Origin of the sequence: Paracoccus laeviglucosivorans (assembly GCF_900182695.1) — a bacterium.
Classification (GTDB): domain Bacteria; phylum Pseudomonadota; class Alphaproteobacteria; order Rhodobacterales; family Rhodobacteraceae; genus Paracoccus; species Paracoccus laeviglucosivorans.
The window spans coordinates 75,205-95,100 of record NZ_FXTK01000003.1 but is presented as its reverse complement, the minus strand read 5'-3'; the positions used below and the strand labels follow the sequence as shown (position 1 = coordinate 95,100).

The window sequence follows — 19,896 nt, the reverse complement described above, 5'->3', positions numbered from 1 at the left end:
CGCTTTCCGGGGGTCAACGCAGACGCGGCGGCGCATTCGGATCGCGCTGCGGCACGGGTTCGTCGGCAGTGGCCGGCGGCGGCTCCAGCACCAATGCCAGCCGGGGCAGTGCCGAATCGCTGAACGCGATGTCGGTTCCGCCCGCCACTTCGGGCAGGAACGCCAGCAGTTCAGCAAAGGCTTTGGCGATCGGCGCGCGGCGATCTTCGTCCACGCCCCTAAGGATCAGCATGTGATTCGTCCGGCCATCTGCCCAGTCACAGGCGACCAGCGCCGCCGATTCGATCAGGCCCCGCATATCGCCCAGACGCTGTGCCAGTGGCTCGGCCAGATGCAGCAAGGCCTGTGGACGCGGCGCGCCGATCTTTTCGGGCGCATCCTCGCCCGCCATGCTGGGCTCTGCCTCCAGCGCGCGGGCCAGCCAATCCAGCGTCTCGGCCTCAAGCAGCATTTCGGACGGGTGGCCGGGGTTCAGCAGCAGCCCGCGCCCTTCGGGTGTCAAAGTCGCGGCCAGCACCCGACCCGGCAGCGCGACATAGGACACGGGACCGCCCAGAAAGCCCGCCAACCGATCTTCGGCATCGCAGGCAAGGGCCACCGCGCCGTCCGGCAGGTCATAGATCTGCAATTCCGCCTGATCCCCGACGGGTTCGGCGGTCAGCGCCACGAAAAGCTCGGTATCTGCAAGGCGCGACAGGATGCGGGCACGCTGCGCGGGCTGGGCTTCGTGGAACGGGCGGCGGCAGAGGTCATCAAGCTGGGTCATCTTCATCCTTCAACGCATCGGTAACCGCGTGACGCAGCGCCGGAAGCAATTCGGCATCGAACCACGGGTTTCGTTTCAGCCAGCCGGTATTGCGCCACGACGGATGAGGCAAGGGAAAGATCCCCGGCGCATGATCGCGCCAGCCCGTCACCGTCGCCGTGACGCCGCCCGGACCGGGCTTTCCAAGGTGCCAGCGTTGCGCATGACCGCCGACCAGCAGCGTCAGGCGTGGCTGTAATTGCGCCATGACCTGATCGCGCCAGGTCTGCGCACAGATCGGCGGCGGCGGCAGATCTGACCCCTTTGCATCATAGCCCGGAAAGCAAAATGCCATCGGGACGATGGCGATGCGGGCGCGGTCATAGAACACGGCATCGTCCACCCCCATCCAGTCGCGCAGCCGGTCGCCCGAACGATCCGCAAAGGGCCGCCCCGCCAGATGAACCCGCATCCCCGGCGCCTGCCCCACGATCAACACACGCGCTCCGGGCTGAAACCAGACCACCGGACGCGGTGCATGACGGGTCGCGGTCACGGCGAAACGCGGCGCGCATAGGTTGCAGCGGGAAATACGGGCGGACAGGTCCATGCCTGGAAAATATGAACGAAATGGCACGAAATTAAGCCCCGCCTGATCACGATAAATCGGGCAATGCACGCCAGAGTGGACAGGAACGCGGTCCGGGCATATTGTCCGGCCAGGATCATCCGACCGGACGCGGCGGTCGTGCGTTTAAGTCATTTACCATCGCCGACGGTAACGCTATTGCGGCGCTGCGGCATCGAGGCGTCCTGATGATTGAATTCGATAATGTGTCCAAGTCGTTCTGGACCGGCACGCAACGCAAGGTGATCCTGGAACAGGCATCCTTCAGGATCGAGCTTGGCAGGTCGATCGGTATTCTTGCCCCAAACGGCACCGGCAAGACCACCATGATCAACATGATGTGCGGTCTGGAGAAACCGGATGAGGGCACGATCCGAACGGATTGCCGCGTCTCGTTTCCGCTGGGCTTCATGGGCGGCGTGACCCCGACGCTAAGCGCTAATGAAAACGCACGATTCATCGCGCGTATTTACGGGTTGGACCCCGATTACGTTGAGGCGTTTTGCCGTTGGCTGACCGACATCGACGAATATTTCGACATGCCGGTGGGCACCTACAGCGCGGGGATGCGGTCGCGTTTCACGTTTTCGCTGATGCTGGCGCTGGAATTCGACATCTATCTGATCGACGAAGGCATGCCCACGACGACCGATGTGGAATTCAACCGCAAAGCCGGGGCGGTGCTTTATGAGCGGCTGAAATCCGCGACGGTCGTCGTGGTGTCGCATCAGGCGCGCACGATTGAAAAATTCTGCAGCACTGCCGCTGTTCTGCGCGACGGCAGGCTATATCAATTTGAAACGCTCGAAGAGGCAAAGCAGTATTATGACTACACCGCCTAAGGCGCGCGTCTATCGCATCAGCCGCGAGGAATCGGTTCTGGCCCTTGGGCGCGAACCCGGCGCCGCTTCGCCCCGTTCGGTGCAAGTCGAAGTCCACAAGCGCGACGATGCCAAGGCGCGCATCGCGGCAGACCCGTCCAGCCTGTTTGCCCCGGATGGGGACGATGACGGCTTTGCGGGGATGCAATTCCCCGGTGCGGCACAAAAACCTTTGCCCGCCCCTGCGGCAGCCGAGCCGTCGATCCAGACCCGGATCGAGGCGGTGAAGGCCGAGAACCTGACCGCCCGGCAATTGCGCATGGCAGGCCGGATCGCGGCCATGCATGAAATTCAGGCCGCCTCGGATCATGAGGCGGTGGTTCTGCTGCGCGATCGCGGTATCGACCCGTTTCACCGCGCAGCCTTGGGCCAGATCATCAACGATCAGGCGCAGTCACGCGCGAACGTCCCGGCACCCGCACGGCAGAACATGCCCAAGCGGCGCGGCACCGAAATCGTGCCCATCGCGCCGGGTTCGACCAACCTGCCCACGCGCGAGGAACTGACCGAGGACCGGCGCGCGGCCGAGATCATGCGCATCCAGCGCGACATCGCCCGGCGCCGCCGCCGCAAGCTGCTGATGCTGTTTGCCCGGCTGGTGGCCTTTGTCGGCATCCCGACGCTGATTGCGGGTTATTACTATTTCACCGTGGCAACGCCGCTTTACGCGACTGACAGCCAGTTCCAGATCCAGCAGGCCGAACAGGCGAATACCAGCGGACTTAGCGGCCTGTTCAGCGGCACCCAATTGGCGACCAACCCGGATTCCGTATCGGTTCAAAGCTATCTGAGTTCGCGCGACGCCATGATGCGGCTGGACAAGGATCTGGGCTTCAAAAAGGCGTTTCAGGATGCCTCGATCGATCCGATCCTGCGACTGGCCCCGGATGCGACGAACGAACAGGCGTATAAGCTTTACCAGAATTCGGTAAAGATCGGCTATGACCCTACCGAGGGCGTGCTGAACATGGAAGTCATCGCACCCGATCCGACGCTAAGCCAGCAATTCTCGCTGGCGCTGATCAAATACGCCGAAGGGCAGATCGACCAGCTGACCTCCCGCTTGCGCGAAGACCAGATGCGCGGCTCGGTCGAAAGCTATAACGATGCCGAAACCAAGGTGCAGCAGGCGCAGGTCCGGGTGCAGGAATTGCAGCAAAAGCTGGGCGTGCTGGACCCTGTTGCCGAAAGCAGCGTCATCATGGGCCATATCGCCGAGCTTGAGCGGCAACTGGCTACCAAGCAGCTTGAGCTTGGCCAGCTGAAATCCAACGATGTGCCCAACCGCAGCCGTGTCGCTGGCGTCGAAGGCGATATTTCGCGACTGCAGACCATGCTGGCCGATACCCGCGCGCAGTTGACCGAAGGGAACGCTGTGCGCGGCTCGCTCGCGTCCATTGCGGGTGAAATCCGTATCGCTGAATCCGATCTTGTGACGCGCCAGGAATTGCTTGCCACCGCCGCCGCGCAGATGGAAAGCGCACGGATCGAGGCGAACAAGCAGGTCCGCTACCTCGCGCTTTCAATCGCGCCCGTTCCGCCCGACGAGGCGACCTATCCCAAGGCTTTCCAGAACACGATTGTCGCGTTCCTGCTTTTCGCCGGCATCTACCTGATGCTGTCGCTGACCGCTTCGATCCTTCGCGAACAGGTATCTTCATGAAACACGTCCAGGTCCGCAACGTCACATTCGGCAACGACCTTCCCTTGGTCCTGATCGCAGGACCCTGCCAGCTTGAGACGCTGGACCACGCCCTGATGATCGCTGAAAAGCTGGCCAAGGCCTGCGCGGCATCGGGCGCGGGCTTCATCTTCAAAGCCAGCTACGACAAGGCCAACCGCACCTCGCTTTCGGGCAAGCGCGGGATCGGCATGAATGAAGGTCTGCGAATGCTGGAGGAGGTGCGTGACCGCATCGGTTGCCCGGTCCTGACCGACATCCATGATATCGAACAGGCCCGCGCGGCGGGCGCGGTCGTGGACATCATCCAGATCCCGGCATTCCTGTCGCGCCAGACCGATCTGTTGCTGGCGGCGGGCGAAACAGGGGCGGTGGTCAATATCAAGAAGGGCCAGTTCCTAGCGCCCTGGGACATGCCCAACGTCGCCGACAAGGTTGCATCGACCGGGAATGAGCGGATCCTTCTGACCGAACGCGGCGCGAGCTTTGGCTATAACACGCTGGTCGCCGACATGCGCAGCCTGCCGATCATGGCGCAGACCGGCTATCCGGTCATCATGGACGCCACCCATTCGGTGCAGCAGCCCGGCGGTCAGGGCGGCTCCTCGGGCGGGCAGCGGGAATATGCGCCGGTCATGGCGCGGGCCGCTGTGTCGCTGGGCGTGGCCGGCGTCTTTATCGAGACGCATCAGGACCCAGATCACGCGCCTTCGGACGGGCCGAACATGATCTATCTGGACAAGATGCCGGACCTGATCGCCTCGCTTATGCGGTTCGACCAGTTGGCAAAATCCGATCCGGTGATGGGCTGAATTCAGCCGCGGGGTGTCGCGACGATGCCCCGCGCCGCTGCGTGGGCCGAGGCCCATGCCCATTGAAAGTTATAGCCGCCCAGCCAGCCGGTCACATCGACCACTTCGCCGATGAAATACAGACCCGGCACGTCGCGCGATTGCATGTCACGGGCGTTCAGGCCGCGGCAATCGACGCCGCCCACCGTCACCTCGGCCGTGCGCCAACCTTCGGACCCGACGGGCCGCAATTGCCAGCGATTGACCCGTGCGGCCAGCCGTTCCAGCACAGGATTGGCCTGATCGGCCAGCCTTGCGCCGTCCAAGCCCAGTTCCGCCACAATCGCATCCGCAAGCCGCGCCGGGATCAGTCGCGCCAGCGCGGTTGAGATCGCCATGCGCCCCGCCTTGCCGCGCTGTTCCCGCATCTGGGCTGCGATGTCGATGTCAGGCGCCAGATCGACGGTGATCTCCTCGCCGGGATGCCAAAAGCTGGAGATTTGCAGGATCGCCGGACCGGACAGCCCGCGATGCGTGAACAGCAGCCCGTCCCGGAACCGTGTCGCGGATTTGCCGTGGCCGTGACTGACCACCGCCTCGACCGACAGACCGGCAAGGGGGCGGCACAGGTCAAGATCCTGCGCGGCAAAGGTCAAAGGAACCAGCCCTGCCCGCGGTTCGACCATGCGCAAGCCGAATTGCCGCGCCAGATCATAGCCAAAGCCCGTTGCGCCCATTTTGGGGATCGAGCGCCCGCCCGTAGCCACCACGCAATTGCGCGCCAGCACCGCGCCACGGCTGGTCGCGACCAGATAGCCGTCCGCCCGCGCCTCGACCGAATGGATCGAGGTATCCAGCCACAGGTCCGCGTCGCGCATCCGGTTCAGCAGCATATCGACGATCTGACGCGCGCTGCCATCGCAGAAAAGTTGCCCCAGCGTCTTTTCATGCCACGCGATTCCCGCCCCATCGACCAGGGCCACGAAATCCTCGGCCCGATAGCCCGACAGGGCCGAGGCGCAGAAGCGCGGATTGTCCGACAGGAAGCGTTCGCGCTGCGTCGCAAGGTTTGTGAAATTCGACCTGCCCCCGCCCGAAATGCGGATCTTTTCCCCCGGCGCGCGCGCATGATCGACAACCAGCACGCGATGCCCCGCTGTGCCGGCTATGTTCAGTATAGATCCGGCGCAGAACATGCCTGCCGCGCCAGCGCCCAAAATGATCGTGTCCACCTGTTCCATGCGGGCGACTTAACCGTCTGTAAATCTGCCCACAAGATTTTTCAGAAATCCCCTTGCACCCCCCAGCGCGCTTGGATAGATACGCCTCCACAGAGTTGGGGCGTGGCCAAGTGGTAAGGCAACGGTTTTTGGTACCGTGTACCGTAGGTTCGAATCCTACCGCCCCAGCCAAGTCTGTATCCCCCTGAAGTAGCAAGAAAATACCGTGATACTTCGCGTTGCTTCAATCGTCGTTTCCGGGTGACTTCCTATCTCAGGCCAACGGCATTTTCGCTTAGCGGAACAAGACGGGCGCGGCATTTGCTGTCGTCGATCAGCGCAGTCCAGTCCTCGCGCACGTCATCATGGGCGACGACAGCCCGCCCGGCCTGTAGCGCGGCCAAATAACGTATGGCTGCACCACGGCCGAAGATCCTGCGCACCCGTTCATCGGACAACCTGTCGCGCAGATATGCGATCAGCGCAGGGAACCCGTCCAAAAGATGCGCCTGACAGCGACGGTCCAGCAACGCGGCGCGCCACAGCACGGGCAGCAGCGCCGCATCGGCGTTGGACATGACGCGCAGGGGCGCTTGCCCTAGCGCAGCGTCAATCGTGGCCAAAGTCTCGCGCAGCTTGTAGACGGCAATATCCAGATCGCGCAGGTTAATCGCCCGCGTCACCCCCATAAACTCAGCCTGCGCGTTAAAGGCCAGCGCAATGATTTCGCGGTGACGGGCGCGCTGCTGCGGTTGGGTCGGATGCAGTGGCTGGTCGGGATGCAACTCCTCGATCAGTTCCAGCATGGCCGCACCGTCTTCGACGATATGCAGCACGCCTTTGGCCGTCGTGACGACCAGCCGGTTGCGCGACACGCGAAACTGCCATGACGGGCTTTGCCCGCGCAGCGCCAGCAGCAACGCCGTGCGCTGCGCCACGGGACCATCGGCGGGGCCAAAAATGCGAAGGTTGGGACAATCTTGCGACATGCCGAATCTCCTTGCTTCAGGAGCATTCTGGCATGGGTTGCCCCAAAACACGACAATTCAAGACGTGTTTTATTTGGGCTGTTAGGGAAAGATTATTCCCTGCGCAAACGAAAATGGCCGGCGCATCGGCACCGGCCATCCAAATCCTGCGCTGAACGCCAGATCAATGTGTCCAAGGCGCGCGACGGTCAGTCGCGAAGTTTTCACCATAACCACGGGTGCGGACATTGGCGGCGCGGGCACGAGGCTCAACCACTTCGTAATCCAGACCTTTTTCGCGGGCGTAATCTTCGGCCTGCTTGCGGCTGTCAAAGCGCAGCTTGACCTGACTTTGCGTGTCATCGCTGCTGGTCCAGCCCATCAGCGGGTCGATTTCGCGGGCATCTGCGGCGGGAAACACCAGCAGCCATTCCTTGCTGCGTGCGGTGCCCGATTGCATGGCGTTGCGGGCGGGCTGATAGATACGGACTCGCATGGCGGGAACCCTCTGTTCTTGCTTGGCTGCGTTATCATCCAAGCCGGGCTGCGGTGCAAGCCTGAACGCAAATCGCGTCATGGGGGTTGCATCCTTGGACGAATGCGCCAGATTCAGAACGGGAACAAAGGTGAAACCATGGGTCACAACAACACAAACGCCCCCGTCATGCGCCCGATCGAGGTGACCCGGCCCAAGCTGGAGGGCGGCAAGGCCTTTGTCATGCAATCGGAATTCAAGCCCGCGGGCGACCAGCCGACGGCAATTGCCGAGCTGGCGGCGGGCGTGACGGCGGGCGAACGCGATCAGGTGCTGCTGGGCGCGACCGGAACCGGCAAGACCTACACCATGGCCAAGGTGATCGAGGCGACGCAGCGTCCCGCGATCATCCTTGCGCCCAACAAGACGCTGGCGGCCCAGCTTTACGGCGAATTCAAGGGCTTTTTCCCCGACAATGCCGTGGAATATTTCGTCAGCTATTACGATTATTATCAGCCCGAGGCGTATGTCCCCCGCAGCGATACCTATATCGAAAAGGAATCGCAGATCAACGAAGCCATCGACCGGATGCGCCACAGTGCCACCCGCGCGCTGCTGGAACGCGACGACGTGATCATCGTGGCCTCGGTGTCCTGCATCTATGGTATCGGCTCGGTCGAGACCTATTCGGCGATGACGCAGGATATGATCGTCGGCCAGCAATACGACCAGCGCGAATTTCTGGCCGAACTGGTGGCGCAGCAATATCGTCGCCTTGATGCCGCATTCCAGCGCGGCGGGTTCCGCGTGCGCGGCGATCTGGTCGAGGTCTGGCCTGCCCACCTTGAGGATCGGGCTTGGCGGTTCGATTTCTTCGGCAATGAGCTTGAGGCGATCACCGAATTCGACCCTCTGACCGGGCAAAAGACCGACAGCTTCAAACAGATCCGCATCTATGCCAACAGCCACTATGTGACGCCGCGTCCGACGCTGCAGCAGGCGACCAAGGGCATCAAGGCCGAGCTTCAGGGCCGGTTGAAGCAACTGACCGATGAGGGCAAGCTGCTTGAGGCGCAAAGGCTGGAGCAACGCACGAACTTTGACCTGGAAATGCTTGAAGCGACAGGCGTTTGCAACGGGATCGAAAATTACAGCCGCTATCTGACAGGCCGCGCGCCAGGTGAGCCGCCGCCGACGCTTTTCGAATTCATCCCGGACAACGCCATTGTCTTCGCCGATGAATCCCATGTCAGCGTGCCGCAGATCGGCGGCATGTATCGGGGCGACTTCCGGCGAAAGTTTACGCTGGCGGAACACGGTTTCCGCCTGCCAAGCTGCATGGACAACCGCCCGCTGAAGTTCGAGGAATGGGATGCGATGCGTTCGCAATCCGTGTTCGTCAGCGCGACTCCCGCACAATGGGAAATGGACCAGACCGGCGGCGTGTTTACCGAACAGGTCATTCGCCCCACCGGACTGCTGGATCCGCAGATCGAAATCCGGCCGGTGGAAATGCAGGTCGACGATCTGCTGGACGAAATCCGCAAGGTGGCCGCAGCGGGCCTGCGCACGCTGGTCACCACGCTGACCAAACGCATGGCCGAAGACCTGACCGAATATTTCCACGAACAAGGCATCCGCATCCGCTATATGCACAGCGACATCGACACAATCGAACGGATCGAGATCCTACGCGACCTGCGGTTGGGGGCGTTCGATGTTCTGGTCGGCATTAACTTGTTGCGCGAAGGTCTTGATATTCCTGAATGCGGCTTGGTTGCCATTCTGGATGCCGACAAAGAAGGTTTTCTGCGGTCCGAAACCTCGCTGATCCAGACAATCGGGCGGGCGGCGCGGAACGCCGATGGCCGTGTCATCATGTATGCCGACCGTGTCACAGGCAGCATGGAACGCGCCATGGCCGAAACCGAACGGCGGCGGCAAAAGCAGATGGCTTATAACCTTGAACACGGGATCACGCCCCAGACCGTGCGCAAGAACGTCGAAGACGTGCTGGCAGGGCTGTGGCAGGGTGACACCGATCAGTCGCGGATCACGACCAAGGTGGACAAGCCGATGGTGGGGGCCAACCTTGCCGCCCATCTGGATGCGATGCGGGCGCAGATGCGCAAGGCCGCCGAAAATCTGGAATTCGAGGAAGCAGCCCGCCTGCGCGACGAGGTGAAACGGCTGGAGGCGGTGGAACTGGCGGTGGCCGACGATCCGCTGGCGCGTCAGTCCGCCATCGACGAGGCGGCCGAGTCTGCGGTCAAGTCATCGGGCCGCTCGACCGCAGGCCGGGCCGGTCAGCGCGGCGGCAACAAGCGGTCGAAACGCAGCCGTTAGCCGCAGCTGACGCGGACCAGCTTGCCGGTTTTGTCATGTTCAAAGTTCAGGCGGTTCGCGTTGAAATCCATCGTGACCGGATCGCCTGTCTTGTAGCTGCGATATGCCTTGTTGGCAGGCACCGAGATGTTCGGCGTCTGCTGACCGATCAGCGGCAGATAGGCGTTTGCGCCGCAGGTATCGTTGGCGACGGGCGGCGGCTCAATGGGGTCGGTGGCAGGCGCCTCGGGCACGCAGGCAGAGGCGAGCAGCGGCAGCATCACCACGACAGGAATAAGACGTTTCATAGCTCTCTCTCCCAGCGTTATGCTGCGAGAACGCTACGTCACCGCAAATGTTTCCGGGTTCCCGCAGCTTTTTACGGAAACGGCGATAATTTGCCGTTTTTCAGGGCAGCCAAGTCAGGACTTCGCGCGTCAGCGTGTCGATTTCGGCCCGTGCCGTGGGATTGCGCCCCGGATCGGCCGCGCCCAGACCCTGCCCCAACGTTTCAGCATAGACGACACGGTTGGCCAGCTGCGCCACCGCGACCTCGGCCCCCAGCTCTTCGGCCTTTTCTGCGATTTCAGCGGCAAGGCGGGTATTGGGCCGCGTGCGGTTCAGGATGATCAGCGTATCGCATTTCTCGCGCCGGGCCAGATCCAGCACGCCTTCGGTTGCCCACAGGTCCACATGGCTGGTGGCGACCGGCACCACGACCAGATCAGCCACACGCAAGGCGGGGCGCAGATCGCTGTCGATCTTGGGCGGCGTGTCGATGATCACGTAATCGAAGCGTTTCTTCAGCTTTTCCGATTCGTAACTGGCCCCCCACGCGGATGAGGTGCTGAACTCCAGCCCCTCATTCTCGCCCAGACGCTCAAGACGCTCCATGAACCAGCGGCCCATGCTGCCCTGCGGGTCGGTATCCAGCAGCGCGACGCTATGTCCCTGACGCAAAAGCGAGACGGCAAGGTTCACTGCGACCGTCGTTTTGCCCGATCCGCCCTTTTGCTGCGCCACAGTGATGATGCGTCCTGCCATGCCTGCCCCTTTCCTGCTTTGATGGGCAGGTTAGGGCCAAGCGCCGGGCAATGCACCAGCTATTCGTGTGTGATCGGCCTAGCTTTGCCAAGTGTCGATCACCTCATACATCACCGGCTCGAAATGGCGGCACATGGCATGGATGGCGCGGTTTCTTTCGCGCATCTCGGCGGTGCGCAGCATGGCCTGATAATCGCGACGATCCTGCCATTGCGAATAGGTGGCGATACGGGTCTGCGCGTCGTTCAGATGTACCGCCCCCGAGATATAGCCGGGCTGGCGGCGGATCACCTGATCGTAGGCCTCGGCCAGCGCGTCCAGCACGTCATGGGCGGAACCGGGCGTCACCTCGAACGTGCAGATCACGGTCTGGCCCTGAAAATCCTTGGCGATTTGCGTCATTGCTTGGCTCCTCCTGCCTGGCTCTTCAAGATCAGGATACACCGGACGCGCGGCGGTTGAAGGTCTTTCGTAAGGGGCGCATGGTGCGCGTCTGAACGACAAGGGGATGCCAGATGATTCCGGTTTTCGATGGCCATAACGATTTTCTGCAACGCATGGTCGAGGCGGGCAATGCGCGCGACCGGCTGTGGCTGTCGGGCGACGGCAAGGGCCATATGGACCTGCCACGGATGCAGGCGGGCGGCATGGTCGGCGGTTTTTTCGCGATCTGGACGCCCTCGCCCGCCGGCGATGACGATGCGCTGGCCGCCGTCCTGAAAGCCAACCCGCCCTTTGTCCTGCCCTTGCCCGATGAGGTGCTGGCGGCCGACGCCCTGCCCCATGCATTGGCGCAGGCCGGGCAACTGATGGCGATGGAGCGGACGGGCAGCCTGACGATCTGCAAGACGGCGGCCCAGATCCGCGAAACCATTGCCGCTGGCCGCATCGCCGCCATCCTGCATATCGAGGGCGCCGAGCCTATCGCCGATCTGGACGCACTGCATGTCTGGCACGCGATGGGTCTGCGTTCGCTGGGGCCCGTCTGGTCGCGGCCCACCCGTTATGCCCACGGCGTGCCGTTTGCATTCCCCGCCTCGCCCGATACCGGACCGGGCCTGACGGCCGAGGGGCGCGCGCTGGTCCGCGAATGCAACCAGCTGCGCATCATGCTGGACCTGTCGCACCTGAACGAAAAGGGCTTTGATGACATCGCTGCCCTGTCGGATGCCCCGCTGGTTGCCAGCCATAGCTGCGCCCATGCGGTTGCGCCCAGTTCGCGCAACCTGACCGACCGACAGTTGCAGGTCATCGGCGAAAGCAGGGGGCTGGTCGGCCTGAACTATGCCGTGGGCTTCCTGCACCCCAAAGGCCGCCGCGATCCGATGCACGGGTTCGAGGTGATCCTGCGCCATCTTGACCATCTGCTGACCCATCTGGGCGAAGACGGCGTGGCACTGGGTTCGGATTTCGACGGTGCGCAGATGCCCGATGACCTGTCCGACGCCGGAAAGCTGCAAAACCTGACCCAAGCCATGCTGGATCACGGCTATGGTCAGGAACTGACCGAGAAGATCGCATGGAAGAACTGGATCAGCGTTCTTGAACGTAGTTGGGGCGCTTGACCCCACTTTTTTCGGCAAAGTTGACGGGACCGGCAGATTGGAAACAACTACCTGAAAAACCGGTTAAAATAACCTACCGGTCCCTGTCTGGGCCTGCCCGAAACAGGGCCGCCCGGTCGCGGAAAACCTCCGCTGGGTTGTATTGTTCAAGACATGCCGGGGACTTGGAAGGGTCCGAATGACTGACCTGACGGAATAGTCAGATTTTTCTATCCATAGGCGAACTGGCCTAGCTTGCACGTATGACAGGTTGCGCATCCAGCGCCGTGGCCAGCGTGTTGAACCGCGATTCAGCCACCTCACCCAATAGCGCGGTGCCGATTTTGGTCAGTTTCAGCTCAAGAATCTTCTTCTTGGGGTAAAAATGCAGTTCGCCAGCCTCGGCGGGATCCTTGACCGAGAACATGGCGCCGAATCGCATCGCCTTGCCCAGCACCTCGGCATCGGCGATTTCCTTTTCAGAAAGCAGTGCGAATAGCGGTGCCATGGGCGACCCCGCGCGGCTGTTTTTGTAGCGATGCAGCAGCGCCAGCCCCAGAAACACCCGTTCGGGATGCGACAGCGCCGCCATATTGGCGCGTGTCACGTTGTCGAAACAGGCATCCGCGCGATAATCGGGATGCGTGCGCCATGTCGTGTCATGCAGCAGACAGGCGGCCTTGATCAGCCGGTCGCGTTCCGGGCCGACATTCTTGTAGATCGGCTCAAGGAACTGATACAGCCGCTTGCCAAACCCCGGCATCCGCGCCATCTGGCGTTCGGAAAACCGCGCCGCCTCCAGCAGCGGGTCGCGCGAACGCAGGCTGGCGGGCATCTGTTCGTAGAGCAGCCCCTCGCGGATGCCATAGGACGATACTGCCAGCGATTTCGGACGGAAACTCAGCACCAGCTGCCGCAGCACCTGGCTGGCCAGCGGCACAAGGTCCATCCGGCTGGCCGAGATGTCCAGCTTGCTGCGCAACTCCGACAGGTTCTGCCCCGCGATCCATTTGACCGTCTGCGTCACGTCCTGCGACGACATGCGGTATTCGTGCAGCACCGTCATCGGATAGGATGAACGCTCCATATCCAGCCGCGCAATCGCCCGCCATGAGCCGCCGACCAGATAGATCTGCTCATGTTCGCGGCCCAGCGTTTCGGCGGCTTGGTCCAGGATCTCGCGGATGTGGTCACGCAGACCGGACTGGCCGCCCTTGATCTGTTGCAGCCGGAACGGGCCCAGCGGCGTCGTGATGCGCCGACCGACCTTGCCGTTTTCCAGCTCGGCCAGCTCCATCGAGTTGCCGCCGATGTCGCAGACCAACCCTTTGGCTTCGGGCCAGCCCAGCAGGACGCCCTGTGCCGAAAGCCGGGCCTCTTCCTCGCCGTCGATGACCCACAGTTTCAGGCCGGTTTCCTTTTCGACGGCCTTGCGAAAGGCGGGGCCGTCCTCGGCTTCGCGCACGGCGGCGGTCGCCACGCAGGTCAGGGGCTTGATCCCCATGCCTTCGGCCAATGCCGCAAAGCGTTTCAGCGCAATCATGCCGCGCACCGCCCCTTCGGGGTTCAGCTTGCCGGTCGTGGCCAGCCCCTGCCCCAGACCCGCCATGACCTTTTCGTTGTAGAAATAGGCGGGCGAGCGGGCGGCGCCGTCAAAGACCACCATGCGGATCGAGTTCGATCCGACATCCACCACACCCACGCGGCTCAGCGCCCGTTCCGAAGCCCGTTCGAAAAGCGAGCGGCCGAATGGCTCGATGGTTTCCCCGCTGGTGGTCATGACACCGTTCATGGCGATCCTCATGGTTTCGTCAGGACGCTGGTGCGCCACGGTCTGGATGGGGCATTAACCTTTTGCCGTCAATCGGCGGAATGGGTCAAAGCCGGGACGTCACGCGCCCCCTTGGTCCCACGTCCCGACAATGACGGGTTCTCCATGAAGAACTTGTGGCACGAAAACAGGTCATCCCGCCCGGCAGGCAGATAGCGCAAATAGCGTCCGTCGGGCTGCAACAACCAGCTTTGCGCCTCATCCGCCATATTGGCCGCCATGATCTGGCTGGTGATCTGGGCCTTGACCGTTTCGTTCATGCATTCGACCAGCGCCTCGACCCGGCGGTTCAGGTTGCGGCCCATCCAGTCGGCCGAGCTGAAGAACACCCGCGCTTTCTTGGAGGGCAGCCCGTGGCCGTTGCCGAAACAGACGATGCGGGAATGTTCAAGGAAACGCCCGACGATGGATTTGACACGGATATTGTCGGACAACCCTTTGATGCCGGGGCGCAATCCGCAGATGCCGCGCAGCACAAGGCTGATCTTCACACCCGCCTGGCTTGCGTCGTAAAGCGCCTCGATCACGTCCTTTTCGATCAGGCTGTTCATCTTGGCCCAGATTTCGGCGGGCCGACCGCGACGGGCAAATTCAGCTTCGCGCTGGATCATCTCGATCAGCTTCGATTTCAGGTCAAAGGGCGAGATGGCAAGGTTTTCCAGCCCTTCGGGCTGCACATAGCCAGACAGATAATTGAACACTTTAGACGCATCACGCCCCAGCGCCGCATCGCAGGTGAACAGCGACAGGTCGGTATAAATGCGCGCGGTGATCGGGTGATAGTTCCCCGTGCCCCAATGGGTATAGGTCACCAGCTGCGCACCTTCGCGGCGAACGACGGTGCTGATCTTGGCGTGGGTCTTGTATTGCATGAAGCCGTAAACCACATGCGCGCCCGCCCGTTCCAGCCTGCGCGACTGGCGGATGTTCGCGGCCTCGTCAAAGCGGGCCTTCAGTTCGACCAGCGCGGTGACGGACTTGCCCGCCTCGGCGGCTTCGCACAGTGCGTCCACGATGGGGCTATCGCGCGAGGTCCGGTAAAGTGTCTGCTTGATCGCCACGACATTCGGATCGGCTGCGGCCTGCGCCAGAAAGCGCGTCACCATCTCGAACGTCTCATAGGGGTGGTGCAGCAACATATCCTTTTGCCGGATGGCGGCGAACATGTCGCCGTCATGATCCTGCACCCGTTCCGGCACGCGCGGCGTGAAACCGGGCCATTGCAGGTCACGGCGGTTGTCCAGCACCAGTTCGCGCAGATCGGCCATGCCCAGCAGACCCTCGACCTCGACAACCTCCTCGGGGGCGACCTGCAGTTCCTGCATGATCAGCTTGCGCATCCGCGCGGGCGCGCCCGATGTGATCTTGAGCCGGATGACCGAGCCGCGACGACGCCGCTTCAGCGCGGTTTCGAATTCGCGCACCAGATCCTCGGCCTCTTCCTCGACCTCCAGATCGCTGTCGCGCAGCACGCGGAAGGCGCAGTGACCGATGTCGCGATAGCCGGGGAACAGGCTGGGCAGATGCATCAGCAGCAGGTCTTCCAGCCGAAGAAACCGCTTGCCGCCCGGCAACGCGATGAACCGCGCGGTCTGCTGCGGCACCGGCAACAGCGCCTGCATCTGCCGCCCGCTGGTTTCGTGCGCCAGTTCAACCGCCAGCGAAAAGCCAAGGTTCGGGATGAAGGGGAACGGGTGCGCCGGATCTATGGCCAGCGGCGACAGCACCGGAAAGACCTGCTCTACGAAATAGCGGCGCAGAAACTCCTCTTCGGCCCGCGTGATGCGCGAACGTGACAGGATGGTGATGTCCGCCACCTCCATCTCGCGGCGCAGGCCGTTCCAGACGGCTTGCTGTGCACCCATCAAGCGACGGGCGTCGGCATTGACCAGCGCCAACTGTTCGGACGCCCTCAGGCCATCGTCGGACAGCGTATTGTTCGCTTCGCGCACCAATTCGCGCAGGCCCGCAACGCGAACCGTATAGAATTCGTCAAGGTTCGTCGCCGAGATGGACAGGAACCGCAGCCGCTCCAGCAATGGGACGCGGGGATTGCGTGCTTCGTCCAGAACGCGCCAGTTGAAGCTTAGCCAGCTGATCTCGCGGTTGAAAAAACGTGCCGGCCCCTCGGGCGTGCCATCGGGCAATTCGCGCGGAGTCGGGAACGGAGTGCGGAGATAGTCGGCCTGTGTCATGATCTCTCGGTCGGTGAAGCGGGGGCCGATGATGTATCTGCAGGCGACAATTTGTCCAGAAGTTCTGCCGCCAATCTGCGCGTCACGGGGCGTCGAGCCGCCAAAGACTGACGATCTATGGCTGCGACAAGATGCCGCGCCATGCCAAGGTCACGCTCCATCCGGGTCGAAAGCCAGCCAATCACGTCCGGCGCAACCTGAATTTGGCGGTCCGCGAACAGTTTGACCAGCACGGCGGGCAGCAAAGCGTCATCGGGCGGACCCAGAACCGCCAGCGTCGCGGATTCGATTCGGGAAAGCAGGTCCGGCAGGCGGATGCCCCAGTCGCGCGGCGGGGTCCGGGCGGTCATCAGCAGCAGCACCTCGCGCGCGCCGGCAAGGTTCCACAGATGAAACAGCGCATCCTCGGCCTCGGAGATACCCGCGATCAGATGGGCATTTTCGACGACCAGCGCACCCGCAGGCTGCAACAACCCGTCAACGCCCGCAGGCGAGATGCTGGAGGCGCGGATGACCTGCGCGCCGTTCTCCTCGGCCCAGAAGCGCGCCAGATGCGATTTTCCCGCCCCCGGCCCGCCGATCAGCAACAGCCGCCCACCCGGCCAATGCGTGGGCGCATCCAGCATTGCCAGCGCATCGCGATTGGCCGAAGTCGTCAGGAAATCGTCCCGCGACAATGCGGGCGGGATCGTCAGATCCAGGGCGAGCTGATGCGCCAAGGATCAGCCGTCCTGCTTTTTGCCGTCGCGCTGTTCCTGTTCGGCAAGACGCGCTTCCTGATGCAGTTCGGCAGGCGAAGGCGGGCCTGCCGGGCGGTCGCGTTTCTTGTCGCGACGTGCGCGTTCCTGCTGCTCCTCAAGCAGTTCGGCCAGTTCGTCCTGACGGCGGATCTCGGCCACGCGAACGTCATGCGACATCTGTGCAAGGCGGCGTTCCTTGGCGACGGTGCCGCGCGGCACCAGCTCGATCAGGGTCGGCGGCGCGGGCGGCGCAGGCACTTCGCGGCCGGTGTATAGCGCGCTTTCCTTGTAGCGGCCGACCATGTAGCGGACCAGCACCCCGATCGCCGCAGCCATGGGCACGGCGACCAGCAGACCGACGAACCCGAACATCGTGCCGAAGACGGTCAAAGCCAGCATCAGCCAGACCGGGTGCAGGCCGATGCTGCCCCCGACGATCTTGGGTTGCAGGTAGTTCCCCTCGACCATCTGGCCCACGGCAAAGATCGCGACCACGGCGGCGATCCAGAACGGATCGCCCCAGAAGCTGAACAGCGCGACCCCGATGGCCGTCGCGCCGCCGATCACCACGCCCACATAGGGGATGAAGGACAGCGACGCGGCCATCACCCCGATCGCCACGCCAAAGGGCAGACCGACAAAGCCCAGCCCCACCGAATAGAACGTGCCAAGGATCAGGATGACCATGCCCTGCCCCCGCACGAAGCCCGACAGCGCATTGTCGATTTCCGAGGCGATGGCGCGGGCGGTGGGCGCATGTTCGCGCGGCACAAGCTCATCCAGACGGGCGACCATGTTGTCCCAGTCCAGCAGCAGGTAAAAGGCCACGACCGGCACGATGACGATCAGCGCCAGCACGCTGAAAACCCCCATGACCGAACCCAGCACGGTGGAAACAAGCTGCCCGCCCCGTGCGCTGATGTTCTTGCCCATATCTGTCAGGGCGGAATTGACCGTGCTGCCTTCGGTGAACAGCTGCGGGAAGCGGTTCATCAGGAATTGCTGCAACTGCTCGGCCATCTGGGGCGCGGTGTTGACGAGTTGCGTGGTCTGGCGCACCAGAACCGGCAGCAGCATCAGGACGACCGCGACCACGATCAGGATGACGATGGCCGTGATCACCACCACCGCAGAGGTGCGCGACAGCCCGTAACGCTCCAGCCGGTCGGCCACCGGGTCCAGCATATAGGCCATCGCCGCCCCCAACAGGAACGGCATGATCGCGTTGCCCAGCGTCCACAGTGCCAGCAACAGCACCAAAAGCGCCCCACCCCAATACCAGACCTGCTTCTGTGCCGGCAGCCGCATGGCCATGATCTCCTGTTTTCGTGCGCGCGTTGTGACCTATTTGGACGGTCTGGACGCGGCTTGCAAGGAAGGGCGTTGCCCCGTTCTTCGCTGTAGGTTAACCCGTTGCGGTCTTTGATGAGGAATTCGCCATGCGTCTGACGCGCTATTTCATGCCCGTGCTGAAGGAAGACCCCAAGGAGGCGCAGATTGTCAGCCACAGGCTGATGCTGCGCGCCGGCATGATCAAGCAGCAGTCGGCAGGGATCTATTCCTGGTTGCCGATGGGGCTGAAGGTGCTGAACCGCATCCAGCAGATCGTGCATGAGGAACAGGCCCGTGCCGGTCATATCCCGGTGCTGATGCCCACGATCCAGTCCGCCGACCTGTGGCGCGAAAGCGGCCGTTATGACGATTACGGCGAAGAAATGCTGCGCATAACCGACCGCCACAAGCGCGACATGCTGTATGGTCCCACCAATGAGGAAGTCATCACCGACATCTTCCGCGCGCATGTCAGCAGCTACAAGGATCTGCCGCTGACGCTGTATCAGATCCAGTGGAAGTTCCGCGATGAGATCCGCCCCCGCTTCGGCGTCATGCGCGGCCGCGAATTCCTGATGAAGGACGGCTATAACTTCGACCTGACCCGCGATGCGGCGCTGCACGCCTATAACCGCCATCTGGTCAGCTATCTGCGCAGCTACGAACGCATGGGCCTGCAAGCCATTCCGATGCGTGCCGATGGCGGTCCGATCGGCGGCGATTATACCCATGAATTCCTGGTGCTGGCCGAGACGGGCGAATCCGAAGTCTTCTATGACAGCGAGATCACCGACCTGAAATTCGGCAGCCGCGCGATCGACTACGACAGCGTCGAGCAGTGCCAAGCGGTGCTGGAGGAATTCACCAGCCGTTATGCCCGCACCGACGAGACGCATGACGCGGCGATCTTTGACCAGATCCCCGAGGAGCGCCGCCGCACCGCCCGCGGCATCGAGGTCGGGCAGATCTTCTATTTCGGCACGAAATATTCAGAATCCATGGGCGCGACCGTCGTCGGCCCCGATGGCAACCGCACCCCGGTCGAGATGGGCAGCCACGGCATCGGCGTCTCGCGCCTGCTGGGCGCCATCATCGAGGCCAGCCATGATGACAAGGGCATCATCTGGCCAGAGGGCGTCACGCCCTTCGAGGTGGGCATCGTGAACCTGAAACAGGGCGACGCCTCGACGGACAGCGCGTGCGAGGCGCTTTATGCCGAGCTGAAATCCAAGGGTCTGGACCCGCTTTACGACGACCGCGATGAGCGTGCGGGCGCAAAATTCGCAACGGTGGATCTGATCGGTCTGCCGTGGCGCATCACCGTCGGTCCGCGCGGTCTGGCCAATAACAAGGTCGAACTGACCTCGCGCCGCACGGGCGAGGCGGTCGAGATGTCGCCGCAGGAAGCCGTATCGCGGCTGGTCGAGGTGTATCAGCCCGTGAAGGATGCCGCGCTTTAAGGTCGAAGACAGCTTGCGGTTGATAAGCCGGCATGG

18 protein-coding genes and 1 tRNA gene are annotated in these 19,896 nt (G+C 62.7%); 7 read left to right on the top strand and 12 right to left on the bottom strand.

Translation table 11 applies throughout. The features are described 5' to 3' along the window. Positions 1–13: 13 nt before the first annotated feature. Together FN835_RS04295 and FN835_RS04290 are read right to left on the bottom strand one after the other, a co-directional pair. Entirely contained in the window at positions 14–766 is a 753-nt protein-coding gene (locus FN835_RS04295; RefSeq protein ID WP_142661976.1) for an SseB family protein, read from the bottom strand. Further along, positions 753–1,355, bottom strand: a complete 603-nt coding sequence (locus tag FN835_RS04290) for a uracil-DNA glycosylase family protein (RefSeq protein WP_142661975.1) — start codon at positions 1,353–1,355, stop codon at positions 753–755. Before FN835_RS04290 ends, FN835_RS04295 begins: the two co-directional genes overlap by 14 nt. 206 nt (positions 1,356–1,561) lie before the next feature. On the opposite strand from FN835_RS04290, the gene FN835_RS04285 reads away from it, so the two are divergent. From FN835_RS04285 to kdsA, 3 genes are read left to right on the top strand one after another with little or no spacing between them, the layout of a single operon-like run. Continuing rightward, positions 1,562–2,215 carry an ABC transporter ATP-binding protein gene (locus FN835_RS04285; RefSeq protein ID WP_142661974.1) on the top strand — a complete coding sequence of 218 codons (654 nt, stop codon included), beginning with the start codon at positions 1,562–1,564 and terminating at the stop codon, positions 2,213–2,215. Then, entirely contained in the window at positions 2,199–3,917 is a 1,719-nt protein-coding gene (locus FN835_RS04280) for a KpsE/RkpR family capsule polysaccharide export protein (RefSeq protein WP_142661973.1), read from the top strand. The genes FN835_RS04285 and FN835_RS04280 overlap by 17 nt, the downstream gene beginning before the upstream one ends. Continuing rightward, the gene (kdsA, locus tag FN835_RS04275) at positions 3,914–4,747 is read left to right on the top strand and encodes a 3-deoxy-8-phosphooctulonate synthase (RefSeq protein ID WP_142661972.1); all 834 of its coding nucleotides are present in this window, start codon (positions 3,914–3,916) and stop codon (positions 4,745–4,747) included. The genes FN835_RS04280 and kdsA overlap by 4 nt, the downstream gene beginning before the upstream one ends. 2 nt (positions 4,748–4,749) lie before the next feature. On the opposite strand, the gene FN835_RS04270 is transcribed toward kdsA, so the two are convergent. Continuing rightward, on the bottom strand, positions 4,750–5,967 hold the full coding sequence (locus FN835_RS04270) for a BaiN/RdsA family NAD(P)/FAD-dependent oxidoreductase (protein WP_142661971.1): 1,218 nt from the start codon (positions 5,965–5,967) through the stop codon (positions 4,750–4,752). 96 nt (positions 5,968–6,063) lie between these two features. Between FN835_RS04270 and FN835_RS04265 the strand changes: the two genes are divergently transcribed. Continuing rightward, positions 6,064–6,138 (top strand) — tRNA-Gln (locus FN835_RS04265). 77 nt (positions 6,139–6,215) lie between these two features. Here the strand turns inward: FN835_RS04265 and FN835_RS04260 are convergent. Continuing rightward, entirely contained in the window at positions 6,216–6,935 is a 720-nt protein-coding gene (locus FN835_RS04260; RefSeq protein ID WP_142661970.1) for a glutathione S-transferase family protein, read from the bottom strand. A gap of 163 nt (positions 6,936–7,098) precedes the next feature. Continuing rightward, positions 7,099–7,410 (bottom strand): ETC complex I subunit, encoded by a 312-nt coding sequence (locus tag FN835_RS04255; protein ID WP_142661969.1) that lies wholly within the window; start codon positions 7,408–7,410, stop codon positions 7,099–7,101. 138 nt (positions 7,411–7,548) lie between these two features. On the opposite strand from FN835_RS04255, the gene uvrB reads away from it, so the two are divergent. Further along, positions 7,549–9,735, top strand: coding sequence for an excinuclease ABC subunit UvrB (gene uvrB, locus FN835_RS04250; RefSeq protein WP_142661968.1), 2,187 nt, complete (start codon positions 7,549–7,551; stop codon positions 9,733–9,735). Here the strand turns inward: uvrB and FN835_RS04245 are convergent. The 3 genes from FN835_RS04245 to FN835_RS04235 form a co-directional block, all read right to left on the bottom strand. Further along, positions 9,732–10,022: an I78 family peptidase inhibitor gene (locus FN835_RS04245; protein ID WP_142661967.1), complete on the bottom strand. Its 291-nt coding sequence runs from the start codon at positions 10,020–10,022 to the stop codon at positions 9,732–9,734. The genes uvrB and FN835_RS04245 overlap by 4 nt on opposite strands. 100 nt (positions 10,023–10,122) lie before the next feature. Continuing rightward, positions 10,123–10,758 (bottom strand): ParA family partition ATPase, encoded by a 636-nt coding sequence (gene parA, locus FN835_RS04240; protein WP_142661966.1) that lies wholly within the window; start codon positions 10,756–10,758, stop codon positions 10,123–10,125. A gap of 78 nt (positions 10,759–10,836) precedes the next feature. Then, positions 10,837–11,160, bottom strand: a complete 324-nt coding sequence (locus tag FN835_RS04235) for an antibiotic biosynthesis monooxygenase family protein (RefSeq protein ID WP_142661965.1) — start codon at positions 11,158–11,160, stop codon at positions 10,837–10,839. A 113-nt stretch (positions 11,161–11,273) separates the two neighbouring features. Here FN835_RS04235 and FN835_RS04230 point away from each other — a divergent pair, with 113 nt between their 5' ends. Beyond that, positions 11,274–12,323: a dipeptidase gene (locus FN835_RS04230; protein ID WP_142661964.1), complete on the top strand. Its 1,050-nt coding sequence runs from the start codon at positions 11,274–11,276 to the stop codon at positions 12,321–12,323. Between the two features lie 229 nt (positions 12,324–12,552). Here FN835_RS04230 and FN835_RS04225 read toward each other — a convergent pair whose 3' ends face one another. From FN835_RS04225 to FN835_RS04210, 4 genes are all read right to left on the bottom strand, one after another. Next, on the bottom strand, positions 12,553–14,094 hold the full coding sequence (locus FN835_RS04225) for a Ppx/GppA family phosphatase (RefSeq protein WP_142661963.1): 1,542 nt from the start codon (positions 14,092–14,094) through the stop codon (positions 12,553–12,555). Between the two features lie 68 nt (positions 14,095–14,162). Further along, entirely contained in the window at positions 14,163–16,328 is a 2,166-nt protein-coding gene (locus tag FN835_RS04220; RefSeq protein WP_142661962.1) for an RNA degradosome polyphosphate kinase, read from the bottom strand. Next, on the bottom strand, positions 16,325–17,047 hold the full coding sequence (locus FN835_RS04215) for a P-loop NTPase family protein (RefSeq protein ID WP_142661961.1): 723 nt from the start codon (positions 17,045–17,047) through the stop codon (positions 16,325–16,327). The genes FN835_RS04220 and FN835_RS04215 overlap by 4 nt, the downstream gene beginning before the upstream one ends. A 3-nt stretch (positions 17,048–17,050) precedes the next feature. Then, entirely contained in the window at positions 17,051–18,382 is a 1,332-nt protein-coding gene (locus FN835_RS04210) for an AI-2E family transporter (RefSeq protein ID WP_246098647.1), read from the bottom strand. Positions 18,383–18,507: 125 nt separating this feature from the next. Here FN835_RS04210 and proS point away from each other — a divergent pair, with 125 nt between their 5' ends. After that, positions 18,508–19,860 carry a proline--tRNA ligase gene (gene proS, locus FN835_RS04205; RefSeq protein ID WP_142661960.1) on the top strand — a complete coding sequence of 451 codons (1,353 nt, stop codon included), beginning with the start codon at positions 18,508–18,510 and terminating at the stop codon, positions 19,858–19,860. The last annotated feature ends 36 nt before the right edge of the window (positions 19,861–19,896 follow it).

What these genes read in the sequence shown, in the direction of transcription:
- parA (WP_142661966.1), bottom strand. Translation starts at nt 10,758, where the DNA reads ATGGCAGGACGCATCATCACTGTGGCGCAGCAAAAGGGCGGATCGGGC.
- FN835_RS04255 (WP_142661969.1), bottom strand. Translation starts at nt 7,410, where the DNA reads ATGCGAGTCCGTATCTATCAGCCCGCCCGCAACGCCATGCAATCGGGC.
- proS (WP_142661960.1), top strand. Translation starts at nt 18,508, where the DNA reads ATGCGTCTGACGCGCTATTTCATGCCCGTGCTGAAGGAAGACCCCAAG.
- FN835_RS04260 (WP_142661970.1), bottom strand. Translation starts at nt 6,935, where the DNA reads ATGTCGCAAGATTGTCCCAACCTTCGCATTTTTGGCCCCGCCGATGGT.
- FN835_RS04285 (WP_142661974.1), top strand. Translation starts at nt 1,562, where the DNA reads ATGATTGAATTCGATAATGTGTCCAAGTCGTTCTGGACCGGCACGCAA.
- FN835_RS04230 (WP_142661964.1), top strand. Translation starts at nt 11,274, where the DNA reads ATGATTCCGGTTTTCGATGGCCATAACGATTTTCTGCAACGCATGGTC.
- FN835_RS04245 (WP_142661967.1), bottom strand. Translation starts at nt 10,022, where the DNA reads ATGAAACGTCTTATTCCTGTCGTGGTGATGCTGCCGCTGCTCGCCTCT.
- FN835_RS04280 (WP_142661973.1), top strand. Translation starts at nt 2,199, where the DNA reads ATGACTACACCGCCTAAGGCGCGCGTCTATCGCATCAGCCGCGAGGAA.
- FN835_RS04225 (WP_142661963.1), bottom strand. Translation starts at nt 14,094, where the DNA reads ATGAACGGTGTCATGACCACCAGCGGGGAAACCATCGAGCCATTCGGC.
- kdsA (WP_142661972.1), top strand. Translation starts at nt 3,914, where the DNA reads ATGAAACACGTCCAGGTCCGCAACGTCACATTCGGCAACGACCTTCCC.
- FN835_RS04210 (WP_246098647.1), bottom strand. Translation starts at nt 18,382, where the DNA reads ATGGCCATGCGGCTGCCGGCACAGAAGCAGGTCTGGTATTGGGGTGGG.
- FN835_RS04220 (WP_142661962.1), bottom strand. Translation starts at nt 16,328, where the DNA reads ATGACACAGGCCGACTATCTCCGCACTCCGTTCCCGACTCCGCGCGAA.
- FN835_RS04270 (WP_142661971.1), bottom strand. Translation starts at nt 5,967, where the DNA reads ATGGAACAGGTGGACACGATCATTTTGGGCGCTGGCGCGGCAGGCATG.
- uvrB (WP_142661968.1), top strand. Translation starts at nt 7,549, where the DNA reads ATGGGTCACAACAACACAAACGCCCCCGTCATGCGCCCGATCGAGGTG.
- FN835_RS04290 (WP_142661975.1), bottom strand. Translation starts at nt 1,355, where the DNA reads ATGGACCTGTCCGCCCGTATTTCCCGCTGCAACCTATGCGCGCCGCGT.
- FN835_RS04235 (WP_142661965.1), bottom strand. Translation starts at nt 11,160, where the DNA reads ATGACGCAAATCGCCAAGGATTTTCAGGGCCAGACCGTGATCTGCACG.
- FN835_RS04295 (WP_142661976.1), bottom strand. Translation starts at nt 766, where the DNA reads ATGACCCAGCTTGATGACCTCTGCCGCCGCCCGTTCCACGAAGCCCAG.